Origin of the sequence: Pseudomonas sp. S5D5 (genome assembly GCF_003013355.1) — a bacterium.
Classification (GTDB): Bacteria; Pseudomonadota; Gammaproteobacteria; order Pseudomonadales; family Pseudomonadaceae; genus Aquipseudomonas; species Aquipseudomonas aylmerensis.
In genome coordinates, this window is record NZ_PTEO01000001.1 from 3,752,527 (window position 1) to 3,772,507 (window position 19,981).

Genomic DNA, 19,981 nt, shown 5'->3' on the forward strand with positions numbered 1-19,981 from the left:
TTTTCACATTGGCTTGGAACTTGCTCAAGCCCCTGCCAACACCGCAACCCCTGGGGAAGCGAACCCAAACAGAAGGATGAATGCATGACTACGTTTGAACAGGCGCCTGTACGCCAACTGCACAGCGAAGCCGAGGCCATCGCCGCGGCCAAGGACATCGCGGTGGAGATCGCCGCCATCGCCGCCGACCCCGAGCAGAACGGCCAGCTGCCGTGGCGCCAGGCACAGCTGCTATCCGAAAGCGGCATCACCGCCATCGGCGTGCCGAAGGCCTTTGGCGGGCTGGGGGCTTGTGTGCAGACCATCGTCGAGACCGTGCGGATTATCTCGGTGGCCGATGGCGGCGTCGGCCAACTGCTGCAGATCCACAACGTGATGCTGCGCGGGATTTTCAACGGCTACCCGGATGCAGTGCGGGATCGGCTGGTCAGCGATGTGTTGGCTGGCAAACGCTTCGGCAATGCCCTGGCCGAGGTCGGCGGCAAGAACAAATTCGCCCTGAAGACCCGCGTCGAACGCCGTGAGGACGGCGTCCTGGTACTCAATGGCAGCAAGTTCTACTCCACCGGCTCCTACCTCGCCGAATGGATCTCGCTCACCGCCGCCTCGGACGATGGCGGCGCCGGTGTCCTGCTCAACCGCAACGCAGCGGGCCTCACGCTGGTGGATGACTGGGCCGCCTTTGGCCAGAAAAACTCGGTCAGCGGCACGGTGAATTTCGACAATATTGTGCTGGACGAAGACTACGTCTCGCGCCGCAAAGGCCCGATGAAACGCACCGGGCTGACCTTCCCGCAAATCCTCCACGCGGCCATCGACACCGGCATCGCCGCCGGCGCCTTGTCTGCCGCCGTCGACTACCTCAAGCACCACGCGCGGCCGTGGGTGGAAAGTGGCGTCGACCACGCCAATGAAGAGCCGCACATCATTAAGCAGATCGGTGAATACGCTGTTGCGCTGCGGGCTGCCGAATCGCTGCTGCGCGACGCCGCACGCGTGTTCGATGCCCATGAGCAAGACCCGGACAACAAGGAACTGCAGGACGAATTGATCCTGTCGGTCGCCACCGCCCGCGCGCATTCCGACAGTGCCTCGCTGAAGATCTCCAGCGATATCTTCTCGCTGCTGGGCGCCAGCGCCTCGCTGAGCAAGTGGAACCTGGACCGCTTCTGGCGCAACGCCCGCGTGCACACCACCCACGACCCGATCCGCTGGCGCCTGCACCACGTGGGCAACTACTACCTCAACGACGTGGACCCAGGCGAATACACCGCGATCCTGAATGCCAAGGAAACCCAGGGCGCCACCCGTAAATAAAACCCTGCCGGCGATGGCGTCTTTAAGGGCGCCATCGCCGGCAAGCCGGGCTCCTGCAAGGTCCGGTATCCCCCGTTTATGTCTATGAGCTTTTCATGATTGAACAACACCCTCTTTTACGCAGCCTGGCGATCTACCGGGAAATGCCCTGGCGATTCAGCCTGGTCGCGGCGCTGTACGTGGCGATCAACCTGGGGCTGGTCTGGCAGCAATGGCTGATCGGGCATGCCGTCAATGATGTCAGTGCCGGCCGCGCGGTGGTGCGCCTTGCGGATGGCAGCCTGGAGGCCGGCCTCGGCTGGTACTGGCTGGGGCTGATGCTCGCCGTGGCCCTCGGCCGTGGCGTGCTGCAGTACATCGCCAGCGTGCTCTCGCTGGTGATCAGCCAGGAACTGCTGACGCGCCTGCGCGAACGCATCCTCGCCCAGGTGCAAAGCCTGCACCTGGGCTACCACTGGCAGCACGGCATGGGCGAGATGATCACACGCACGACCCGCGACGCCGACAAGGTCCGCGACGCGCTGATCACTTTCTGGCGCCAACTGGTGGAAACGCCGCTGGTGGTACTCGCCACGGTCGGCCTGCTCAGCTGGTACAACCCGCTGCTGGGGCTGGTGCCGTTGTTGCTGACGGTCACCGGGCTGTGGATTTTCGTGCGCCAGACCGAGCGCCTGGTGGGCCTGGATCGGGCGGTCGGCAGCGCCTACGACCGCGTCAACCAGGACCTGAGCGAAGGCATTGGCGGTGTGCGCGTGATCAAGTCATTTGCGCTGGAGCAGCGACGTATCCAGGGCTTCGCCGACCAGGTGGCGGTGTTCGCCGGCCTCGCGCGCCAGGCGTTGGCGTATTCCAGCTCGCGCATTCCACTGCCCCAGGCCGTGGTTGCATTGGGGCATGTGTGGATCCTGGTGTACGGCGCGCACCTGGTCGCCACCGGGCAACTGAGCATTGGCGAACTGGTGACCTCACTGTTGATCGCCACCACCCTGGTGTTTCGCATCGAAGGGATCGGCCGGGTGATGCAGACCTTCGCCGATGCCCGCGCCAGTGCCGAGCGCATCTGGCAATTGCTCGACGCACCCGCCGCTATCCGCAGTGGTACCGCCACCCTGCCCGCCACGCCGCTGGGGCTCAAGTTGGAGCACGTCAGCGTGACGGCACCGGGCGGCGGTCGCGACATTTTGCAGGCGTGTTCGTTGAGCATCCAGCCGGGTGAAATCGTCGCATTGGTCGGCGCCACCGGTACCGGCAAAAGCTTGCTCGCCAGCTTGTTGCCGCGCCTGAGCGACGTGACTGCCGGGCGCGTATTGCTCGGCTCGGACGCCAGCGGCTGGCAGGACATTCGCGAGCTGCAACTCGGCCCGCTGCGCCAGCGCGTGCATGTGGTGCCTCAGGAAAGTTTCCTGTTCGCCGGCACCCTCGCCGCCAACCTGCGCCTGACCGCGCCCAGCGCCACCGACGCCCAGCTGCGCGATGCGCTGCACAGAGCCGCTGCCGACGACATCCTGCAGCGTCTGCCCCAAGGCCTGGATACACCCCTGGGCGACCGGGGCGTGACCTTGTCCGGTGGCCAGCGCCAACGCCTGTGCCTGGCCCGCGCGCTGTTGGGCAACCCCGACATTCTGTGCCTGGACGACGCCACCAGCGCGCTCGACGCCATCAGCGAGCGCCAGGTGTTGCAGAACCTGCGGCAACTGCGTGGCACCACGGTGCTGGTGATCTCCAGCAAGCTCTCGACCATTTTGCTGGCCGACCGCGTGTTGATGCTGGCCGACGGCAGAATCACTGCCATGGGCCGCCACACCGACCTGCAATCAACCAACGCGCACTACCGCGACCTGCTGGGGATCGACCATGGCTAACCCGCTGCCAGGCAAAGCCTTGAGCGATATCGAAATCGAAGAAATGCTCGCGAAGAAGGCCCTCGATCGCAGCATGTTCAAGCGGCTGCTGCCACTGCTGCGGCCAATCCGACGCCAGATCGCTGCGGTGATCGGCATTGAAATTGTGCTGGTGATCACAGTGTTCCTGCGCCCCTGGTTTGTACGCGAGCTGCTCGACCGCGGGCTGATCCAGCAGGCTGACCATTGGCTGCTGGATGAGCGCCTGGTGCTGTGGCTCGGCCTTGGCCTGGCAGCCAGTTGGCTGGCGCGCTTCCTGTTGGCCGGGGTCTCGCAGTTCGTCGCCGGCGGCGCGGCGATCCGGGTGCTGAACGCGTTGCGAGTGCAGGTGTTCGAACACGTGCAGGGCCTGAGCGTGAGTTACTTCGACCAGACGCGCGCCGGGCGCATCATTTCGCGGGTCGACCGCGATGTCGACGCGCTGGAGCCGCTGGTGATCCAGGGTCCGCCGGAACTGCTCGGCGCCCTGCTGCGCTGCGGCCTGGCGTCGGTGATGCTGTGGCGTATCGACCCCCGGTTCTTCCTCAGCCTGGTGGCGACGGTGCCGCTGCTGGTGCTGGCCACGTGGAGTTTCAAGCGCATCTCGCAGCGCAACTGGGCCAAGGTCGCGGAGAACCGCAGCCGCTTCACCGCGCACCTGGTGGAAAGCGTCAGCGGCGCGCGCCTGTTGCAGCAATGCGCGCAAGAAGCCCCCAACCTGCGGCGCTATCGCGGGCTGCTGGATGACTTCAACCAGGCGCTGATTCGCGGCAGCCTGCGCTCGTCGTGGTTTGCGCCGTTTACCGCGCTGCTCAGCTCGGCAGGCATCGCGCTGTTGCTGCTGGTGGGCGCCTACGGGCTGGCGGCGGGCGAAGTGAGTGTGGGCCAGGTCGCCGAAAGCCTGTTCTACGTGTTTTTGTTCCTCGGGCCGCTGCAGGAGCTGTCCGACCTGTTTGAGCGCTACGCCACCGGCTCGGCCTCGGCGCAGCGGATTTTCCTGCTGCTCGACACCACGCCGCAGATCATCGATCGTGCCACGCCGCATACGCTGGAACGGGCTCGCGGCGAAGTGCACTTCGACCAGGTCGGTTTCAGTTACGGCCAGGCGCCCGTGATCAATGGCCTGGACCTGCACATTCCGGCCGGTGAAGTGTTGGCGATCGTCGGTCCGTCCGGGCACGGCAAAAGCACCCTGGTGCAATTGCTGACGCGTTTCTACGACGTGCAATCGGGCGCGGTGCGTCTCGACGGCATTGACGTGCGCGACCTGGCGCAACACACCCTGCGCCGTCACGTCGGCGTGGTGCTGCAGGACAACGTGCTGTTCAGCGGCAGCATCCTCGACAACCTGCGCCTGGCCGCGCCCCAGGCTGACGACGCCACGCTGATCGCCGCCGCCCGCGAGCTCGGTGCCGATGAAGTGCTGGAGCGCCTGCCCCACCAGTACCACACCGAAGTCGGGCCGCTGGGCGCGCACCTCAGTCATGGCCAGCGGCAGTTGGTGTGCCTGGTGCGTGCGTACCTGGCAGACCCGGCGGTGCTGGTGCTGGATGAGGCGACTTCGGCGGTGGATATTCATACGGAGCGGCGGATTCAGCGGGCGTTGCGGCGCCTGTGCGAGGGGCGGACGGCGATCATCATTGCGCATCGATTGGCGACGATTCGCGATGCGGACCGGATCGCGGTGATCCGGCATGGGCAGGTGGTGGAGCTGGGGCCGCATGCGGGGCTTATTGCCCAGGAGGGGGCGTATGCTGGGTTGTATCGGAGTTATTTGCTTGGTGCTCGGGTGGGGGGGGCGGAGGTGGTGCTTTTGTAGAGGTGAGGCATATCCGTTATTTGGGGGATGGCCGCCTATGGTTCCGCTCTTACAGCGGGTCACTTTTGAACAGCGCAAAAGTAACCAAAACGCTCTTGCCCCAACACTCGGCACCTCGCCTAGGCTCGGTGTGCCCTCACTCCGGCTTGAATCCGTAGGCCGCCGCAATGGGCCATCCTTGGCCCAGTGCGGCTAACCCGGCGTCCTGCCGGGTTACCCACGGATTCAAGCCTGCGTTCGGCCAGCGTGTTTGATGGGCGCCTAGATCAAGATCAAGATCAAAAGCGGCTCGCTTCGCATCGTGGGTTGTGTTTGTTTACGCCAGGCCGGTATTGAGGCCGACACCGCCGATCCCTTGTGGGAGCCAGCTCCTAGAGGTTTCTGCTTTTGATCTAACCACTCAGGCCGGCTGTCAGGCCGCCGTGCTTCTGCTTTTGATCTTGATCTTGATCCTAGGCGCCCCATCAAACACGCTGGCCGGAATTCGATATTGATTTGGGGGGGTAAACCGGCAGGGATGCCGGTTTAGCCGCCCCGCGCCATGGATGGCGCGTGGCGGCGGCCCCCCAAATCAATGTCGGATTACGGGCACACCGAGCGTGAGCGAGGTGCCGAGTGTTGGGGCAAGAGCCCTTTTGGTTACTTTTGGGGCTTTTCCAAAAGTGACCCGCCGTAAGGGCGGAACCATAAGCGGCCGTTACTACAGAACCGGATATGCCCACCCCCTGCTGCCCCCTGAACACCCACTGCTGCAAGACTGCTGCCACAGCAACACCCCTCCCCCATAATCCCCCCCAACCCCCCGCAACCATTACCCCCACCCCCAATGGCATGCCCGTTGCACACATCCCCTCAATCAGGTCCACGCACCTTGCACGACTGAAATCAGGAGCACCCATGAGCACTGAATTTTTCTGGCGCCTGCCATTGGGCACCGACGGCCCGCAGCTGACCACCGACAAGCACAACCGGGGCAACCCGGACTACCGCCCCGGCTATATCGCCCCCGGCCGCCTGCCGAATGGCGAGCCCGATGACTTCACCTATATCGACTACATCGCCCAAGTGGCCAAGGCCGCCGAACTCGCAGGCTTCGAAGGCGCACTGCTACCCACCGGCCCCGAGCCGTGGATTGCCGCCGCGGCACTCGCCCGGGAAACCCGGCGCATCAAGTTCCTGATCGCCTTCCAGGCCACCTGGACCCTGCCCGCCTATGCCGCGCAGCAAGCCGCGATCCTGCAGAACCTCAGCCGTGGTCGCCTGGAGTGGAACATCATCACCGGCGGCAACCCGGCCAGCCAACGCGCCAACGGCGACTTTCTCGAACATGACCTGCGCTACAAGCGCACCGGCGAGTTCCTCGACATCATCCAGGGCCTCTGGGAAAACCAGAAATTCTCCTATGACGGCGATATCTACCAACTGGAAAACGGCTCGCTGCCCGCCGGCCTGCACAACGAACGCAAGCCGGGGGTGTATTTCTCGGGGTTCTCCGAGGCCGCGCTGGGTGTGGCCGCCCGACATGCCGACGTCTACCTGAACTGGGCCGAGCCGATCGACAAGCTCAAGCCGCACATCGACCGGGTGCGCGAACTGGCCGATAAACAGGGGCGTACCGTGCGTTTCGGACTGCGCGTCGACCTGTTCGCCCGAGAAACCGAAGAGCTGGCCTGGAAGGACCTGCGCCGCCAGTTCGACAAGCTCGATGGCAAGACCAGTGCCGTGGCCAAGGGCTTTACCAGCGGCTCGGACTCGGTCGGTGCCGCCCGGCAAACCGCCTACCACCAGAACGTCGACCGCTTTGATGACCTGATCATCGGTCCCAACCTCTGGGCCGGTTTTGCCAAGGCCAAGCCGGGCCCGACCGTGGGCCTGGTGGGCAGCCACGAAAACATCGCCGAGCGCCTGGTGGAATACCGCGACGCCGGTTTCTCGACCTTTATCCTCGCCGGCAATCCGCACCTGGAAGAGGCCCTGCGCATTGGCCAGGAAGTCTTGCCGCTGGTGCACCAACGCCCGGCCGTCCAACCTTTGAAAGCCAGCGCCTGAACGCTGGGGGAGCCCCTTTGATGACGCAACCTCTCGACACCCTGTGGTACACCCGTTGTCCTGTGCCGACCGGCCTGGGCATTGCCGTGCAAAAAGGCTGGCTGCAAGACACTGTCGGTGCCCTCGGCACCGAAGTGCAGTCGCTGCGCGAGTCGAATGACAAGGCGGTGCGCGAGTCGCACTTCGACCACACCCTGCAGAATTCCGTGCGCCACGGTGGCAATATCCCGGCGATCTGGGCCCGCGCCCAAGGCCGTGAAACCCGTGTGATCGGCCTGTCCTGGGCGGACGAAGTGCAATTGATCCTGACCCGCCAGGACAGCGGCATCAAGACCGTCAAGGACCTCAAGGGTCGCACTTTCGGCCTGCCGGACTGGGTCGGCGCGCAGATCGACTTTACCCGCGCCCAGGCCCTGCGTGGCCTGGAAAACGCCCTGTCGCTGGAAGGCCTGAAGGTCGGCGACGTCAAGCTGAAGAACTTTCAATACGGCGGCACCTTCAGCGACAGCGCAGTGCGCAACGTGGCCGGCACACCGGTGACCGCACAGACGACTGGACGCAACCTGGAGCTGATCGGCCTGCTGCGCGGCGAAGTCGACGCGATCTTCCTCAAAGGCGCCAGCGCGGCGCAGCACGCGCATGATTTCGGCCTGCACACGGTGATCGACACCGGCGCCCACCCCGACCCGCTGATCCGCAGCAACAATGGCACCCCGCGCACCCTGGCGGTCGACCTGAACCTGCTGGACCAGCATTTTGACGTGGCCACCGGCATCCTCGACTCCGTGCTGCGTGCCGAGCAGTGGGCGCACACCCACCCGGAAGACACCCGGCGCTACCTCGCGCGGGAAACCAACAGCAGCGAATACTGGGTGACCGCCGCCTATGGCGACGATGCTCACCTGCGCCTGCGTACCGGGCTGGATGAACAAGCCATTGCGGCCTTGCAGGACTTCACTCACTTCCTGCACCGGTGGCGCTTTATCCCGCAAAGCTTCGATGTGCGCGAATGGATTGACGCGCGGCCGTTGCAGGCGCTGCTCGAAGGCAACACCGCACTCGCCGGCTAACCCCTGTAGGAGCCCGCTTGCCGGCGATAGCGTGTTTGCGGACGCCATCGCCATCCAGCCAGGCGCCCACAGAAGACTTCATGGATTGGAACGAAGAATTTTATGAGCAAACCACTCGATACTCTCTGGTACACCCACAGCCCGGTGCCCACCGGGCTCGGCATTGCGGTGCAGTCCGGGCGACTCGCCGAAGCCTTCCTGCCCTATGGCACCAATATCCAATCGCTGCGCGAGTCCACCGAGCGCGAAGTGCGTGAAGCGCACTATGACCATCACCTGCAGAATTCAGTGCGCCACGGCGGCAATATCCCGGCGATCTGGGCCTATGCCAGCGGCGTCGAAACCCGCGTGCTGGGGCTGTCGTGGAGTGATGAAGTGCAGTTGATCCTGACCACCGCCGAAAGCGGGGTGAAGAGCGTGCGCGACCTGAAAAATCGGCGCTTCGGCCTGCCGAAATGGGCCAACGTGCAAATCGACTTCACCCGTGCCCAGGCGCTGCGCGGGCTGGAAAATGCGCTCAAGCTCGAAGGCCTGGAGGTCGCGGATGTGGAGCTGGTGGACTACCCCTACGGCGGCACCTACAGCGATAACCAGACCTCCTACGTCTACGGACCGGAAGTCAGCCTGGGCGTCAGCCGTTTCAGCCGGCGCAACAACGAGCTGATCGGCCTGCTGCGCGGCGACATCGACGCGATCTTCCTCAAGGGCGCGCATGCCGTGCACCTGGCCAACGAGTTCGGCCTGCATGTGGTGGTCGACACCGGTTCGCACCCGGACCCGCTGATCCGCTCAAACAACGGCACGCCCCGCACGCTCACGGTGGATATCCACCTGCTGCAGGAACACTTCGATGCCAGCGTGAAGATCGTCGACACGGTGTTGCGCACCGAGCAGTGGGCCTGGGCCAACCCGGACGAAACCCGGCGTTTTCTCGCCAAGGAACTCAATACCAGCGAGTACTGGGTCACGGCGGCGTATGGCGAGGACGCGCATCGGCGTCTGCGCACGACCCTCGACGCCCGCTCGATTGAAGCACTGCAGGATTTCACCGATTTCCTGTTCCGCTGGAACTTCATCCCACGCCGTTTTGATGTGCGCGACTGGATCGATTTCAGCGTGCTGGAAAAAGTCATCGGCTCCACCTCTCGCGTCGCCGTGTAACCCTCGCACCGGCGATGGCGATCTCGATGACGCCATCGCCGCGGTGCGACGATTCGACAAGCCGGGCTTCCACAAATCCGCTGAAACCAGGGCCAATTGTGCTGGCCTGGCAACACCTCTCCTGCTGCTCCAGCAGCACCCGCCAAGCACTTTCTGCTGATTGTTCCACAGGCCTGTCCCGAGGACTTTTTTCGCCTGCTTGTTTCCACCCAAACCTGTTTTTTTAGTGTTTAGATTCAACAGCTTATGCGCTTGTATCAACACTGAAATCCTCTTGGCATGATCTCTGCTCTACCCCCTTCAAGGACACTTTTCCGGGGGAGACTGCAATGCATAAAATCAATCCAATCACCAAGGGCTTATGGCTGGCTTTACTGGTCGCCGGTGGCGCGCACGCCGCTGAAGAAGACACCACTAAAACCGAGCCGTCACTCAAGACCGTCACCGTCACCGCACAGCACCGCGAGGAAACCCTGCAAGAGGTTCCGGTGGCCGTGTCGGCGGTCCAGGGCACCACCCTGGTCGCCGACGGCGTACGCAATATGGGCGACATCACCACCTTCATTCCCAACGCCTCGGCGAAGAACCCGGACGGTGACGGGCGGCCGCGCTGGTACATCCGTGGGCTGGGCACCGGCGATACCGGCGCGGCGACCGTCTACCCGGTGGGCATCTATGCCGATGACGTCTACCTGAACGCGCCGATTGCCGGCGGCGGGCCGCTCTGGGACCTGGAGCGCATCGAGATTCTGCGCGGACCACAGGGCACGCTGTACGGCAAGAACACCACCGCGGGTGCGGTGAACATCATCTCCAAGAAGCCGACCTTCGACACCGACGGGTTCGGCACTATCGGCTTTGGCAGCAAGAACGAACGCATCCTCAGCGGCGCCCTGGGCGGCGCCCTGGTGGATGAAAAACTCGCCGCGCGGATCTCGCTGTACTCCGAGGAGCGCGACGGCTTCCAGAAGAACCTGGTGGACGATCACACCTACGGCGACGTGAATAAAAAGGCCGTGCGCCTGCAATTCTTCGCCCAGCTCAATGACGACCTCGACGCGCTGTGGAAGATCCACGCCCGCGAGTTCAAGGGCGATGGTGCCAACGGTGCGCTGACCCTGGGCCGTTACTACAACGTCGGCTACCAGCGCCCGCTGGGGCGCAATATCGCGCTGAACGTGAAGGACGATTCCAAGCTCGACCACGACGGCACCTCGCTGACGCTCAACTGGCACCTGGGCGACTACACGCTGACGTCGATCACGGCCTACGACTACATTCGCGGCCAGTCCAGCGGCGACGCCGACTACACCCCGTACGAGGTCAACGGCACGTCCACCGCCGACAACAAATACACCCAGTATTCACAGGAAATCCGCCTGGCCTCGCCCCAGCAGGAAACCCTGCGCTGGCTGGCCGGCGCCCATTACTTCCACGAAGACCTCGACAGCAGCGCCGGGCGGTTTATCCAGCCTGGCCCGACACCGAACGGCACCGGGTCCAACCAGATCAACGGCGCCACGGACTTTCGTGACCTGAGCTACGACCACAAGACCGACAGCTACGCGCTGTTCGGCAACCTGACCTACGACTTCACCGACAACTTCAGCGTGACCGGTGGCCTGCGCTGGACCCAGGAAAAGAAAGACATCGACCTCAACCTCGCGCAGCTGACCCGCGCCACCGCCAACGGCCCGTTGATCCCGCTGGCCGCTGCCGGCAGCAACGGCAATCGCCAGGAAAACAAGACCTGGGAGGCCTGGACCTACGACCTGACCCCGGAATACCGCATCAACGACAACGTGCGCGTGTTCTTGCGCTATGCCCACGGCTTCCGGTCCGGCGGCTTCAACACCGGGCTGTCGACCAGCCTGTCGCAGTTGACCACGGTGGATCCGGAACAACTCGACGCGTATGAATTCGGCGTCAAGTCCGAGTGGTTCAACCACCGCCTCACGGCCAACGCGAACATCTTCTACTACGACTACTCGGACATTCAGGTGAACCTGCTGACGGTCAACAACGGCGTGCTGACCACGGCGCTGACCAACGGCGCCAAGGGCAAGGTCAAGGGTGCCGAGCTGGAACTCGAAGGCCAGCCGACCGACTACCTGCACCTGCGCGCGGCGGTGTCGTTCCTCGATACCGAGTACACCGACTTCAAGAACACCAACCCGACCACGGGCGCGGTCACCGGCGACTACAGCGGCAACAGCTTCGTGCGTTCACCGCGCAACGTGGTGTCGCTGGGCGGCGACTACACCTTCCCGCTGGAGATCGGCGGCAAGCTGGTGGCCGGTGCCGACGTGAGCTTTCGTGACAAGGAATACTTTCTCGCCGACCGCCAGAGCAGCGCCGACAAGGACTTGAGCCAAGCGCACTACACCTTGGCCAACAGCCGCCTGACCTGGTACAGCGCGGATGAAAAACTCAGCGTCACCGGGTTCGTGAACAACCTCACCGATCGCCGCTACCAAGTGCATGGCCGGCCCAACGGTGGCCTCGGCCAATACGTGATCACCTATGGCGACCCGCGCACCGTGGGCCTGAGCGTGACCAGCCGCTTCTAAGCCAGAGGCTGGAGGGTATTTATCCGCCTAGCAGGATCAATGTGGGAACTGGCTTGCCAGCGCCCACAACTGGCCCCCATTGCTTGAGCCACGACACCCGGCCCGCCATCGCCACTATCCAGTCATTCTATTGTTGAAAGGACCACTTCCATGTTCCAACGTACTCCGTTGGCCGGCGCCATCGCGCTGGTCATGGGCAGCCTTGCCCTGCCCGTCGTCGCGGCAGACGAGACCCAACCGACCGCCAAAAACGATCACCTCGACACCGTGGTGGTCCTCGGCACCCGGCGCAGCGACCTGACCGCCCTGCAAAGCGCGGCACCGGTGGACGTGCTCTCCGGCGAGCAATTGCAACAGACCGGCGCCACCGATTTGTCCGGTGCCCTCACCGCCCTGTCGCCCTCGTTCAACTTCCCACAGTCGCCGCAGGGTGCCTTCGCCGGTTCCATCGCCCAGGGCGCCTCGTTGCGTGGCCTGGCCTCGGACCAGGTGCTGGTGCTGGTCAATGGCAAGCGCCGCCACAGCAGCGCCAACATCACCCGCCAGAGCCTGGTGAACGGGCGTGGTGCAGCGGCGGTGGATTTGAGCCTGATCCCACTGAGCGCGATCCAGCGCGTCGAGATCCTGCGCGACGGCGCCGCCGCTCAGTACGGCTCGGATGCAATCGCCGGGGTGATCAATATTGTGCTCAAGGAAAACGATGACGGCGGCAATCTCGGCTACCGCTTCGGCGGCTACGACAAGGGCGACGGCATCCAGCGCAAGCTCAGCGGCTGGAAGGGTTTCGCGTTGCCCAACGACGGTTTCCTGACCCTGAGTTTCGACGCCGGCAGCCAAGACCCGGCCAGCGATACCAACCCCGACAACCGGATCTTTTACCCCGGCGACACCAGCGTCAACACGCCCCGCGAGCAGAACAACCGCTACCGCACCTGGCGCTGGGGCGCGGGCAATGTCTCGGACCAGTACAATGTTGTCGCCAACAGCGAGATCGGCGTCGGCGAGGGCCTGACCGCCTATGGCTTTGCCACCTATGCCCACAAGAACACCGACGCCGAAGGCTTCTTCGACCCGCCGACCACCCTGCGCAACAACTTCGGCAGCACCGCGTTGCAGCGTTACCCGGACGGTCGCTTGCCGATCACCCGCTACAGCCTGGAAGACTACGCGGTCACCGGCGGCCTGCGCTTCGAGAACGACCAATTGGGCAAGTTCGACCTGGCCCTGAACCATGGCAACAACACACTGGAGTCCGCTGACCGCAATGCGATCAACCCCAGCTATGGGGTGAACAGCCCGTCGTCGATCTACACCGGCAAGCGCGAAAACGACCAGACCAACCTGACCCTGGACTGGGTACGCGACTTCCCCACCGACCTGCTGTTCAAGCCGCTGACCCTGTCGGCAGGCCTGGCCTGGCGCAAGGAGAACTACCAGTTGAGCGCGGGCGAAGCCGCCGGCTGGCAGAACGGGCCGCTGTTCAACACCATCGACCCGATCACCGGGCGGCGCATTCCGGGCTATTACTCGGGCATCACCCAGGTCGATGCGGCCTCGCTGGACCGCAAGGTGCTCGGTGCCTACATCGACGTCGAAGGCCAGATCACCGAGAAATTCCAGGCCGGCGTGGCGGTGCGCACAGAGCACTATTCGGACTTTGGCGACACCACCAACGGCAAGCTGTCGCTGCGCTATGACTTCACCCCACAGATCGCCGCCCGGGCCACCGCCAGTACCGGCTACCGCGCGCCGTCGCTGGTGCAGAGCGGCATGTCCTCATTCAGCGTGCAGGTGGTAGAGCAACCGCCGGGCAGCGGCAACTACGTCGAGGTGCAGCAACGCACCCTGCGTGCCAATAGCCCGGAGGCCCAGGCACTCGGCGGCAAGGCGCTCAAGCCCGAGGAGTCGACCAACTACTCCCTGGGCCTGGTGTGGCGCCCACTGGAAAATGCCTCGGTGACGGTGGATGCCTACCGGATCAACATCAATAACCGCATCACCCTCTCCGATCAGTTGCCCGCCAGCGTGGTCTCGCCGATCTTCGCCGGCACGCCCTACGCGAATATCCAGAGCGCGGCGTTCTACACCAACGTGGCCGACACCCGCACAGACGGCGTCGAGTTGACCGGCAACTACCAGTGGGACCTGCAGCAATGGGGCCGCCTGAACCTGAGCAGTGGTTTTGCGCAGAACAACACCACCATCACCGGCTTGCGCGACGTCGGCAATATCAAGGGCTCGCAAATCATCGGGCGCAATACCCAGGGCCTGATCGAAGATGGCACCCCGCAAAACAAGCTGACCCTGAGCGCCAACTGGCTGTATGAAAACTGGGGGCTGACCATTGCCCAGCGCCGCTACGGCGAGTGGAAAAGCCTCAACGCCACCAACCCCAACCTCGACCAGACCTACAGCCCGCAATGGGTGACTGACCTGGACCTGTCCTACACCTTCCACAAGGGCGTGAAGGTCTCGGTGGGCGCGATCAACCTGTTCGACTCGCACCCGGACAAGGCTGACGGCGCGCAGCTGTATGGCGTGCCCAAGTACTCGATCACCAGCCCGGAAGGCGCGCAGGGTGCGTTCTACTACACCAGTGTGAGCTACGACTTCTGAGAAGACTGCTGAATGGGTGCTGCTCCAGCAGCACCCGATCACCATTTCCCAGCGACCACCCCTCTAGGAGCCCGGTTTGCCGGCGATGATGTCCTGCACAAATGCGCACACCTGAAGGGCCCCGTCGCCACCAAGCCAGCACTTACAGGGAGATTCGGTGATGTGGCACATGTCTTGCGATAGTCGCTGGGTATTCAGCTGAATTAAGACTTGCCATGCGCCTGCTTCGATACCTCACCTGGTTTATCTCGCCCGTGGCCCTGCTGGCCGTCTGGACGCTGGTGGCCCACCTCGGGATTTTCCCGCGCAATTTGCTGGTACCGCCCGCCCAGGTGCTGCAGACCTTCGAAGACCTGCTGGCCAGTGGCGAGCTGCTCGAACACCTCGGCAACAGTCTGTCGCGCCTGGGCCTCGGCTTTGGCATCGGCTCGTTGTGCGGGTTGGCCTTCGGCGTGCTGATGGCGCTGTCGAAAAACGTCGAGGCGTATTGCGGCCCGCTGTTTCATACCCTGCGCCAGATCCCCAGCATCGCCTTGATCCCGATGTTCGTGCTGCTGTTCGGCATCGACGAAACCTTCAAGATCATCATCGTCGCCAAGACCGCGTTCTTCCCGGTGGCACTGGCCGCTGGCGAAGGTGTACGGGGCATCCCGCGCAGCTATTTCGAAGTGGCGGACGTGTATCGCCTGCGCTGGCCGACTTTTGTGCGCCTGGTGGCCCTGCCCGCTGCGGCGCCGCCGATCATCACCGGCTTTCGCATCAGCCTGACCCGCGCCTGGGTGGTGCTGGTGGCCACTGAATTGCTGGCCGCCGACAGCGGCCTGGGCCAGATGATCGAGATGGCGCGGCAGATGCTGCGCATAGACGTGGTGATGGTCGGCGTGGTGGTCACCGGAGTGATCGGTTTTACCCTCGACTATGCCTTTCGCCGCATCGAACAACGCCTGTTCCGCTGGCAAACCCGCTAGGAGTTCCGATGCTGCCTGTATTGAAAAAAGCCCGTGGGCTGTTGCTGCCGCTGCTGCTGATCCTCGCCTGGGAATATGCCTCTCGCCAGGACGCCGCCGGCGCGTATGCGTTCGTGCCATTGTCGGCAATTGGCTCGGCGTTGCTGGAGATGCTTGGCAACGGCGAACTGCTGGTCAACTTGCTGGCGAGCCTGGCGCGCACCAGCAGTGGCCTGGCCCTGGGCATTCTGTTCGGGGTGACGCTGGGGGTGCTGATGGCGCTGTCCAGCGTGGCCAACCGCTTGATCGGTCCGTTGTTCCATGCGATTCGCCAGGTGCCGATGCTCGGCTGGATCCCGCTGATTGCCATGTGGTTCGGCAATGGCGAGTTCTCCAAAGTGCTGATCGTCAGCCTGGCGGCGTTTTACCCGATGGTGCTCAACACTTACCAGGGCTTCAGCCACGTCGAGCGCCGCTACCGCGAAGTCGGCCAGGTGCTGGTCCTCACCCCGCTGCAGCAATTTACCCAGGTGCTGTTGCCGGCAGCCTTGCCGAGCATCGCCACCGGTGTCCTGCACGCGCTGGCGTTTGCCTGGGTAACGGCGATCGGCAGTGAGCTGTTCCTGTCCTCGGGTGCCGGCCTGGGCAACCTGATGATGAACGCCGAGGCCGGCTCGCGCATGGAAGTCATCGTGCTCAGCGTGCTGTGCATCGGCTTGCTCGGCTACCTGATGACCCTGTTGTTCACCCTGCTGAGCCGCCACCTGCTGCGCTGGCGCAACCTCCGTTGAAAGGCCTCGATATGAATGCAATCGCCCACGCTTCCCTTCATCAACACGTGCAGACCGGCGCCCTGCAGATTCGCGGCTTGAACAAAGCCTATCGAATCGAAGGCCGCGCCTTGCCGGTGCTGCAGGACATCCACCTCGACGTACGCCCGGGTGAATTCGTCAGCATCGTCGGTGCCAGCGGCTGCGGCAAATCCACCTTGCTGCGCCTGATCGTCGGGCTGGAAGCCGAATACGAAGGCGATATCCTGCTCGACGGTAAACGCATCGCGTCCACCAGCCTGGAGCGCGGCATCGTGTTCCAGGACCACCGACTGTTCCCGTGGATGACCGTCAGCCAGAACATCGCCCTGGCGCTGAAAAACCACGCGCTGCCCGCGGCCGAAAAAGACCGCCAGGTCGCCGAACACATCGCCCTGGTCAACCTCAGCGGCTTTGAAAACGCCTACCCGCACCAGCTTTCGGGCGGCATGGCCCAGCGCGCGGCCATTGCCCGGGCGTTGATCAACAAGCCCAAGGTGTTGCTGCTGGACGAGCCCCTCGGTGCCCTCGATGCCCTGACCCGCGTGCACCTGCAGCGTGAATTGCAGCGTATCTGGGTGCAGCAGCGTTGCACGGTGATCATGGTCACCCATGACATCGAAGAAGCGCTGTACCTGGGCGACCGGGTGATCGTGATGGATGCCCATCCGGGGCGGATCAAGCATGAAATCCAGGTCGACCTGCCGCACCCGCGCGACCGCGCCTCGCCGGTGTTGCAGGGCTACAAGGAGCAGTTGCTGGAGGAATTGGTCGGGCACTGATCTGTCCTGCCCCTGAAAAGTGTGGGAGCGGGCTTGCTCGCGCAAGCGGTGTGTCAATCGCTGGAAGTGCTGACTGATCCACCGCCTTCGAGCAAGCCCGCTCCCACATTGGGGGATGCATCGTCCACTGATGCGGCGCAAGGCCCGGCAATTTCAGCCACGCCGCCAAAATCCAGGCCTCACACCAATCAAAATTGTGGGAGCGGGCTTGCTCGCGAAGGCGGTGTGTCAGTCGCTGGAAGTGTCGATTGATCCACCGCTTTCGCGAGCAAGCCCGCTCCACATTGGGGGATGCATCGTCCACTGATGCGGCGCAAGGCCCGGCAATTTCAGCCACGCCGCCAAAATCCAGGCTTCAAACCAATCAAAAATGTGGGAGCGGGCTTGCTCGCGAAGGCGGTGTGTCAGTCGCTGGAAGTGTCGATTGATCCACCGCTTTCGCGAGCAAGCCCGCTCCCACATTGGGGGATGCGTCGTCCACTGATGCGGCGCAAGGCCCGGCAATTTCAGCCACGCCGCCAAAATCCAGGCCTCACACCAATCAAAATTGTGGGAGCGGGCTTGCTCGCGAAGGCGGTGTGTCAGTCGCTGGAAGTGCTGACTGATCCACCGCTTTCGCGGGCAAGCCCGCTCCCACATTGGGGAATGCATCGTCCATTAATACTGTGCAAGGCCCGGCAATTTCAGCCACGCCGCCAAAATCCAGGCTTCACGCCAATCAAAAATGTGGGAGCGGGCTTGCCCGCGAAGGCGGTGTGTCAGTCGCTGGAAGTGTCGACGGATCCGCCGCTTTCGCGAGCAAGCCCGCTCCCACATTCGGGGATGCATCGTCCACTGATGCGGCGCAAGGCCCGGCAATTTCAGCCACGCCGCCAAAATCCAGGCCTCACACCAATCAAAATTGTGGGAGCGGGCTTGCTCGCGAAGGCGGTGTGTCAGTCACTGGAAGTGTCGATTGATCCACCGCTTTCGCGAGCAAGCCCGCTCCCACATTGGGGAATGCATCGTCCACTGATGCGGCGCAAGGCCCGGCAATTTCAGCCACGCCGGCGAAATTCAGGCCTCACACCAATCAAAAATGTGGGAGCGGGCTTGCTCGCGAAGGCGGTGTGTCAGTCGCTGGAAGTGTCGGTTGATCCACCGCTTTCGCGAGCAAGCCCGCTCCCACATTCGGGGATGCATCGGCCACTGATGCGGCGCAAGGCCCGGCCATTTCAGCCACGCCGCTAAAATCCACGCCTCACACCAATCAAAAATGTGGGAGCGGGCTTGCTCGCGAAGGCGGTGTGTCAGTCGCTGGAAGTGTCGATTGATCCAACGCTTTCGCGAGCAAGCCCGCTCCCACATTCAAGCATCCTCGAGAATCAAGTCGGCGCCCTTCTCTGCCACCATCAGCACCGCCGCGTGGGTGTTGCCCGAGGTCACGTTGGGGAAGATCGATGCATCGACGATGCGCAAGCCCTGCAGGCCGTGCACTTTCAAGCGTTTGTCGACCACCGACACCTGCGGGTCGGAGCCCATGGCGCAGGACCCGCACAGGTGGTAGATCGAGCCGCTGTTTTCGCGGAAGTACTGCAGCATCTGCTCATCGGTCTGCACCGCATCGCCGGGCAATACTTCGGCCACGGTGATGCCCTTGAGCGCGGGCGCCTGCATGATCTTGCGCATCAACCGGCTGCCCTGGATCACCTCGTCGATGTCCTTCTCGGTGCTCAGGTAGTTGGGGTCGATCAGTGCCGCGTCCCGTGGGTTTTTCGAGGCGATGCGAATGGTGCCGCGGCTGGTTGGCCGGCACGGGTTGAAGCACAGCAGGAAGCCGGAATACGGCTCGGGCTTGAGGCTGGCCTTGTTGTTTTTCGGGATCTGGTACGACAGCGGATTGAAGTACAGCTGCAGGTTCGGGTCCTTCTGCGCCTCGTTGCCGCGAAAGAATCCGCCCGCCTGGTTCACGCTCATGGCCAGCGCGCCCTTGCGGGTCAGCAGGTACTTGAGGCCCAGTTTCAACTGGCCGAACAGCGAACTGAGTTCGTCGTTCAGGGTCGGGATATTGGCCTTGTAGTAGTAGCTCGCGCACAGGTGGTCCTGCAGGTTCTCGCCCACCGCCGGCAGGTGCTTGACCAGCGGGATCGCATGCTCGGCCAGCAGGTGCCGGTCGGCAACGCCGGACAATTGCAGGATCTTCGGCGTGTCCACTGCACCGGCGCACAGGATCACTTCCTTGCGCGCGCTGAAGGTGCGCGCCACGCCGTGCTGGGTGACGGCAATGCCGGTGGCGCGCTGCTGGTCGTCGAACAGCACGCGGTCGACCAGTGCATGCAGCTCCACCGTCAGGTTCGGCCGGCCCAGCGCCGGGTGCAGGTGCGCAAAGCTGCTGGAGCAGCGTTCGCCGTTGCGGGTGTTGACGTCATACAGGCCGGCGCCTTCGAAGTGCGGGCCGTTGAAGTCGTCGCTGTGGGCGTAGCCGAGCTGTTCGCAGCCCTTGAGGAAGACGTCGCAGATCGGGTGGGTCTGGCCCTTCATCGGCGTGATGCTGATGGGGCCGCTGCCGCCGTGGTACTCGGTGTCGCCCAGCGGGTGATTTTCCAGTTTGCGAAAGTACGGCAATACGTCCGCAAAGCCCCAGCCGTCGTTGCCGTTCGCGGCCCAGTCATTGAAGTCATGGGCCTGGCCGCGCACGTAGATCATCGCGTTGATCGAGCCCGAGCCGCCCTGCACCTTGCCGCGTGGCGCGTAGATTTCGCGCCCGGCCAACTGCTTTTGCGGCTGGCTGTAATACATCCAGTTGAAGGTCGGGTTGTAATACATCTTGGCGAATCCGACCGGGATCTTGAACCACCAGGAGCTGTCCTTGCCGCCGGCTTCGAGCAGCAACACCGAGTATTCGCCCGAGGCGGACAGCCGGTTGGCGAGGATGCAACCTGCGGCGCCAGCGCCGGCGATGATGTAGTCATATGTCATTCA

At 63.6% G+C, this 19,981-nt stretch carries 12 protein-coding genes; 11 read left to right on the top strand and 1 reads right to left on the bottom strand.

Annotated features, from left to right (window positions below; all coding sequences use genetic code 11):
* Positions 1-84 precede the first annotated feature (84 nt).
* The 11 genes from C9990_RS17195 to C9990_RS17250 all read left to right on the top strand — a co-directional run bounded on the left by C9990_RS17195 (position 85) and on the right by C9990_RS17250 (position 17,020).
* Positions 85-1,317, top strand: coding sequence for an acyl-CoA dehydrogenase family protein (locus C9990_RS17195; protein ID WP_065901222.1), 1,233 nt, complete (start codon positions 85-87; stop codon positions 1,315-1,317).
* A 95-nt stretch (positions 1,318-1,412) separates the two neighbouring features.
* On the top strand, positions 1,413-3,179 hold the full coding sequence (locus C9990_RS17200; RefSeq protein ID WP_106804068.1) for an ABC transporter ATP-binding protein: 1,767 nt from the start codon (positions 1,413-1,415) through the stop codon (positions 3,177-3,179).
* Positions 3,172-5,016, top strand: coding sequence for an ABC transporter ATP-binding protein (locus tag C9990_RS17205; protein WP_106804069.1), 1,845 nt, complete (start codon positions 3,172-3,174; stop codon positions 5,014-5,016). The genes C9990_RS17200 and C9990_RS17205 overlap by 8 nt, the downstream gene beginning before the upstream one ends.
* A gap of 897 nt (positions 5,017-5,913) precedes the next feature.
* Entirely contained in the window at positions 5,914-7,065 is a 1,152-nt protein-coding gene (locus tag C9990_RS17215) for an LLM class flavin-dependent oxidoreductase (RefSeq protein WP_106804070.1), read from the top strand.
* 20 nt (positions 7,066-7,085) lie between these two features.
* Positions 7,086-8,135, top strand: coding sequence for an ABC transporter substrate-binding protein (locus tag C9990_RS17220; protein WP_106804071.1), 1,050 nt, complete (start codon positions 7,086-7,088; stop codon positions 8,133-8,135).
* A gap of 102 nt (positions 8,136-8,237) precedes the next feature.
* Positions 8,238-9,296 carry an ABC transporter substrate-binding protein gene (locus C9990_RS17225; protein ID WP_106804072.1) on the top strand — a complete coding sequence of 353 codons (1,059 nt, stop codon included), beginning with the start codon at positions 8,238-8,240 and terminating at the stop codon, positions 9,294-9,296.
* Between the two features lie 329 nt (positions 9,297-9,625).
* Positions 9,626-11,866: a TonB-dependent receptor gene (locus C9990_RS17230; protein WP_106804073.1), complete on the top strand. Its 2,241-nt coding sequence runs from the start codon at positions 9,626-9,628 to the stop codon at positions 11,864-11,866.
* 150 nt (positions 11,867-12,016) lie between these two features.
* Entirely contained in the window at positions 12,017-14,482 is a 2,466-nt protein-coding gene (locus tag C9990_RS17235; protein WP_106804074.1) for a TonB-dependent siderophore receptor, read from the top strand.
* Positions 14,483-14,697: 215 nt separating this feature from the next.
* The gene (locus C9990_RS17240) at positions 14,698-15,450 is read left to right on the top strand and encodes an ABC transporter permease (RefSeq protein ID WP_106804075.1); all 753 of its coding nucleotides are present in this window, start codon (positions 14,698-14,700) and stop codon (positions 15,448-15,450) included.
* A gap of 8 nt (positions 15,451-15,458) precedes the next feature.
* Positions 15,459-16,220, top strand: coding sequence for an ABC transporter permease (locus C9990_RS17245; protein WP_106804076.1), 762 nt, complete (start codon positions 15,459-15,461; stop codon positions 16,218-16,220).
* Positions 16,221-16,231: 11 nt separating this feature from the next.
* Complete coding sequence (locus tag C9990_RS17250; RefSeq protein WP_065909916.1) at positions 16,232-17,020, top strand: ABC transporter ATP-binding protein; 789 nt, start codon at positions 16,232-16,234, stop codon at positions 17,018-17,020.
* A gap of 1,347 nt (positions 17,021-18,367) precedes the next feature.
* Here the strand turns inward: C9990_RS17250 and C9990_RS17270 are convergent.
* Positions 18,368-19,978: a GMC family oxidoreductase gene (locus C9990_RS17270; protein WP_106804080.1), complete on the bottom strand. Its 1,611-nt coding sequence runs from the start codon at positions 19,976-19,978 to the stop codon at positions 18,368-18,370.
* Between the last annotated feature and the right edge of the window lie 3 nt (positions 19,979-19,981).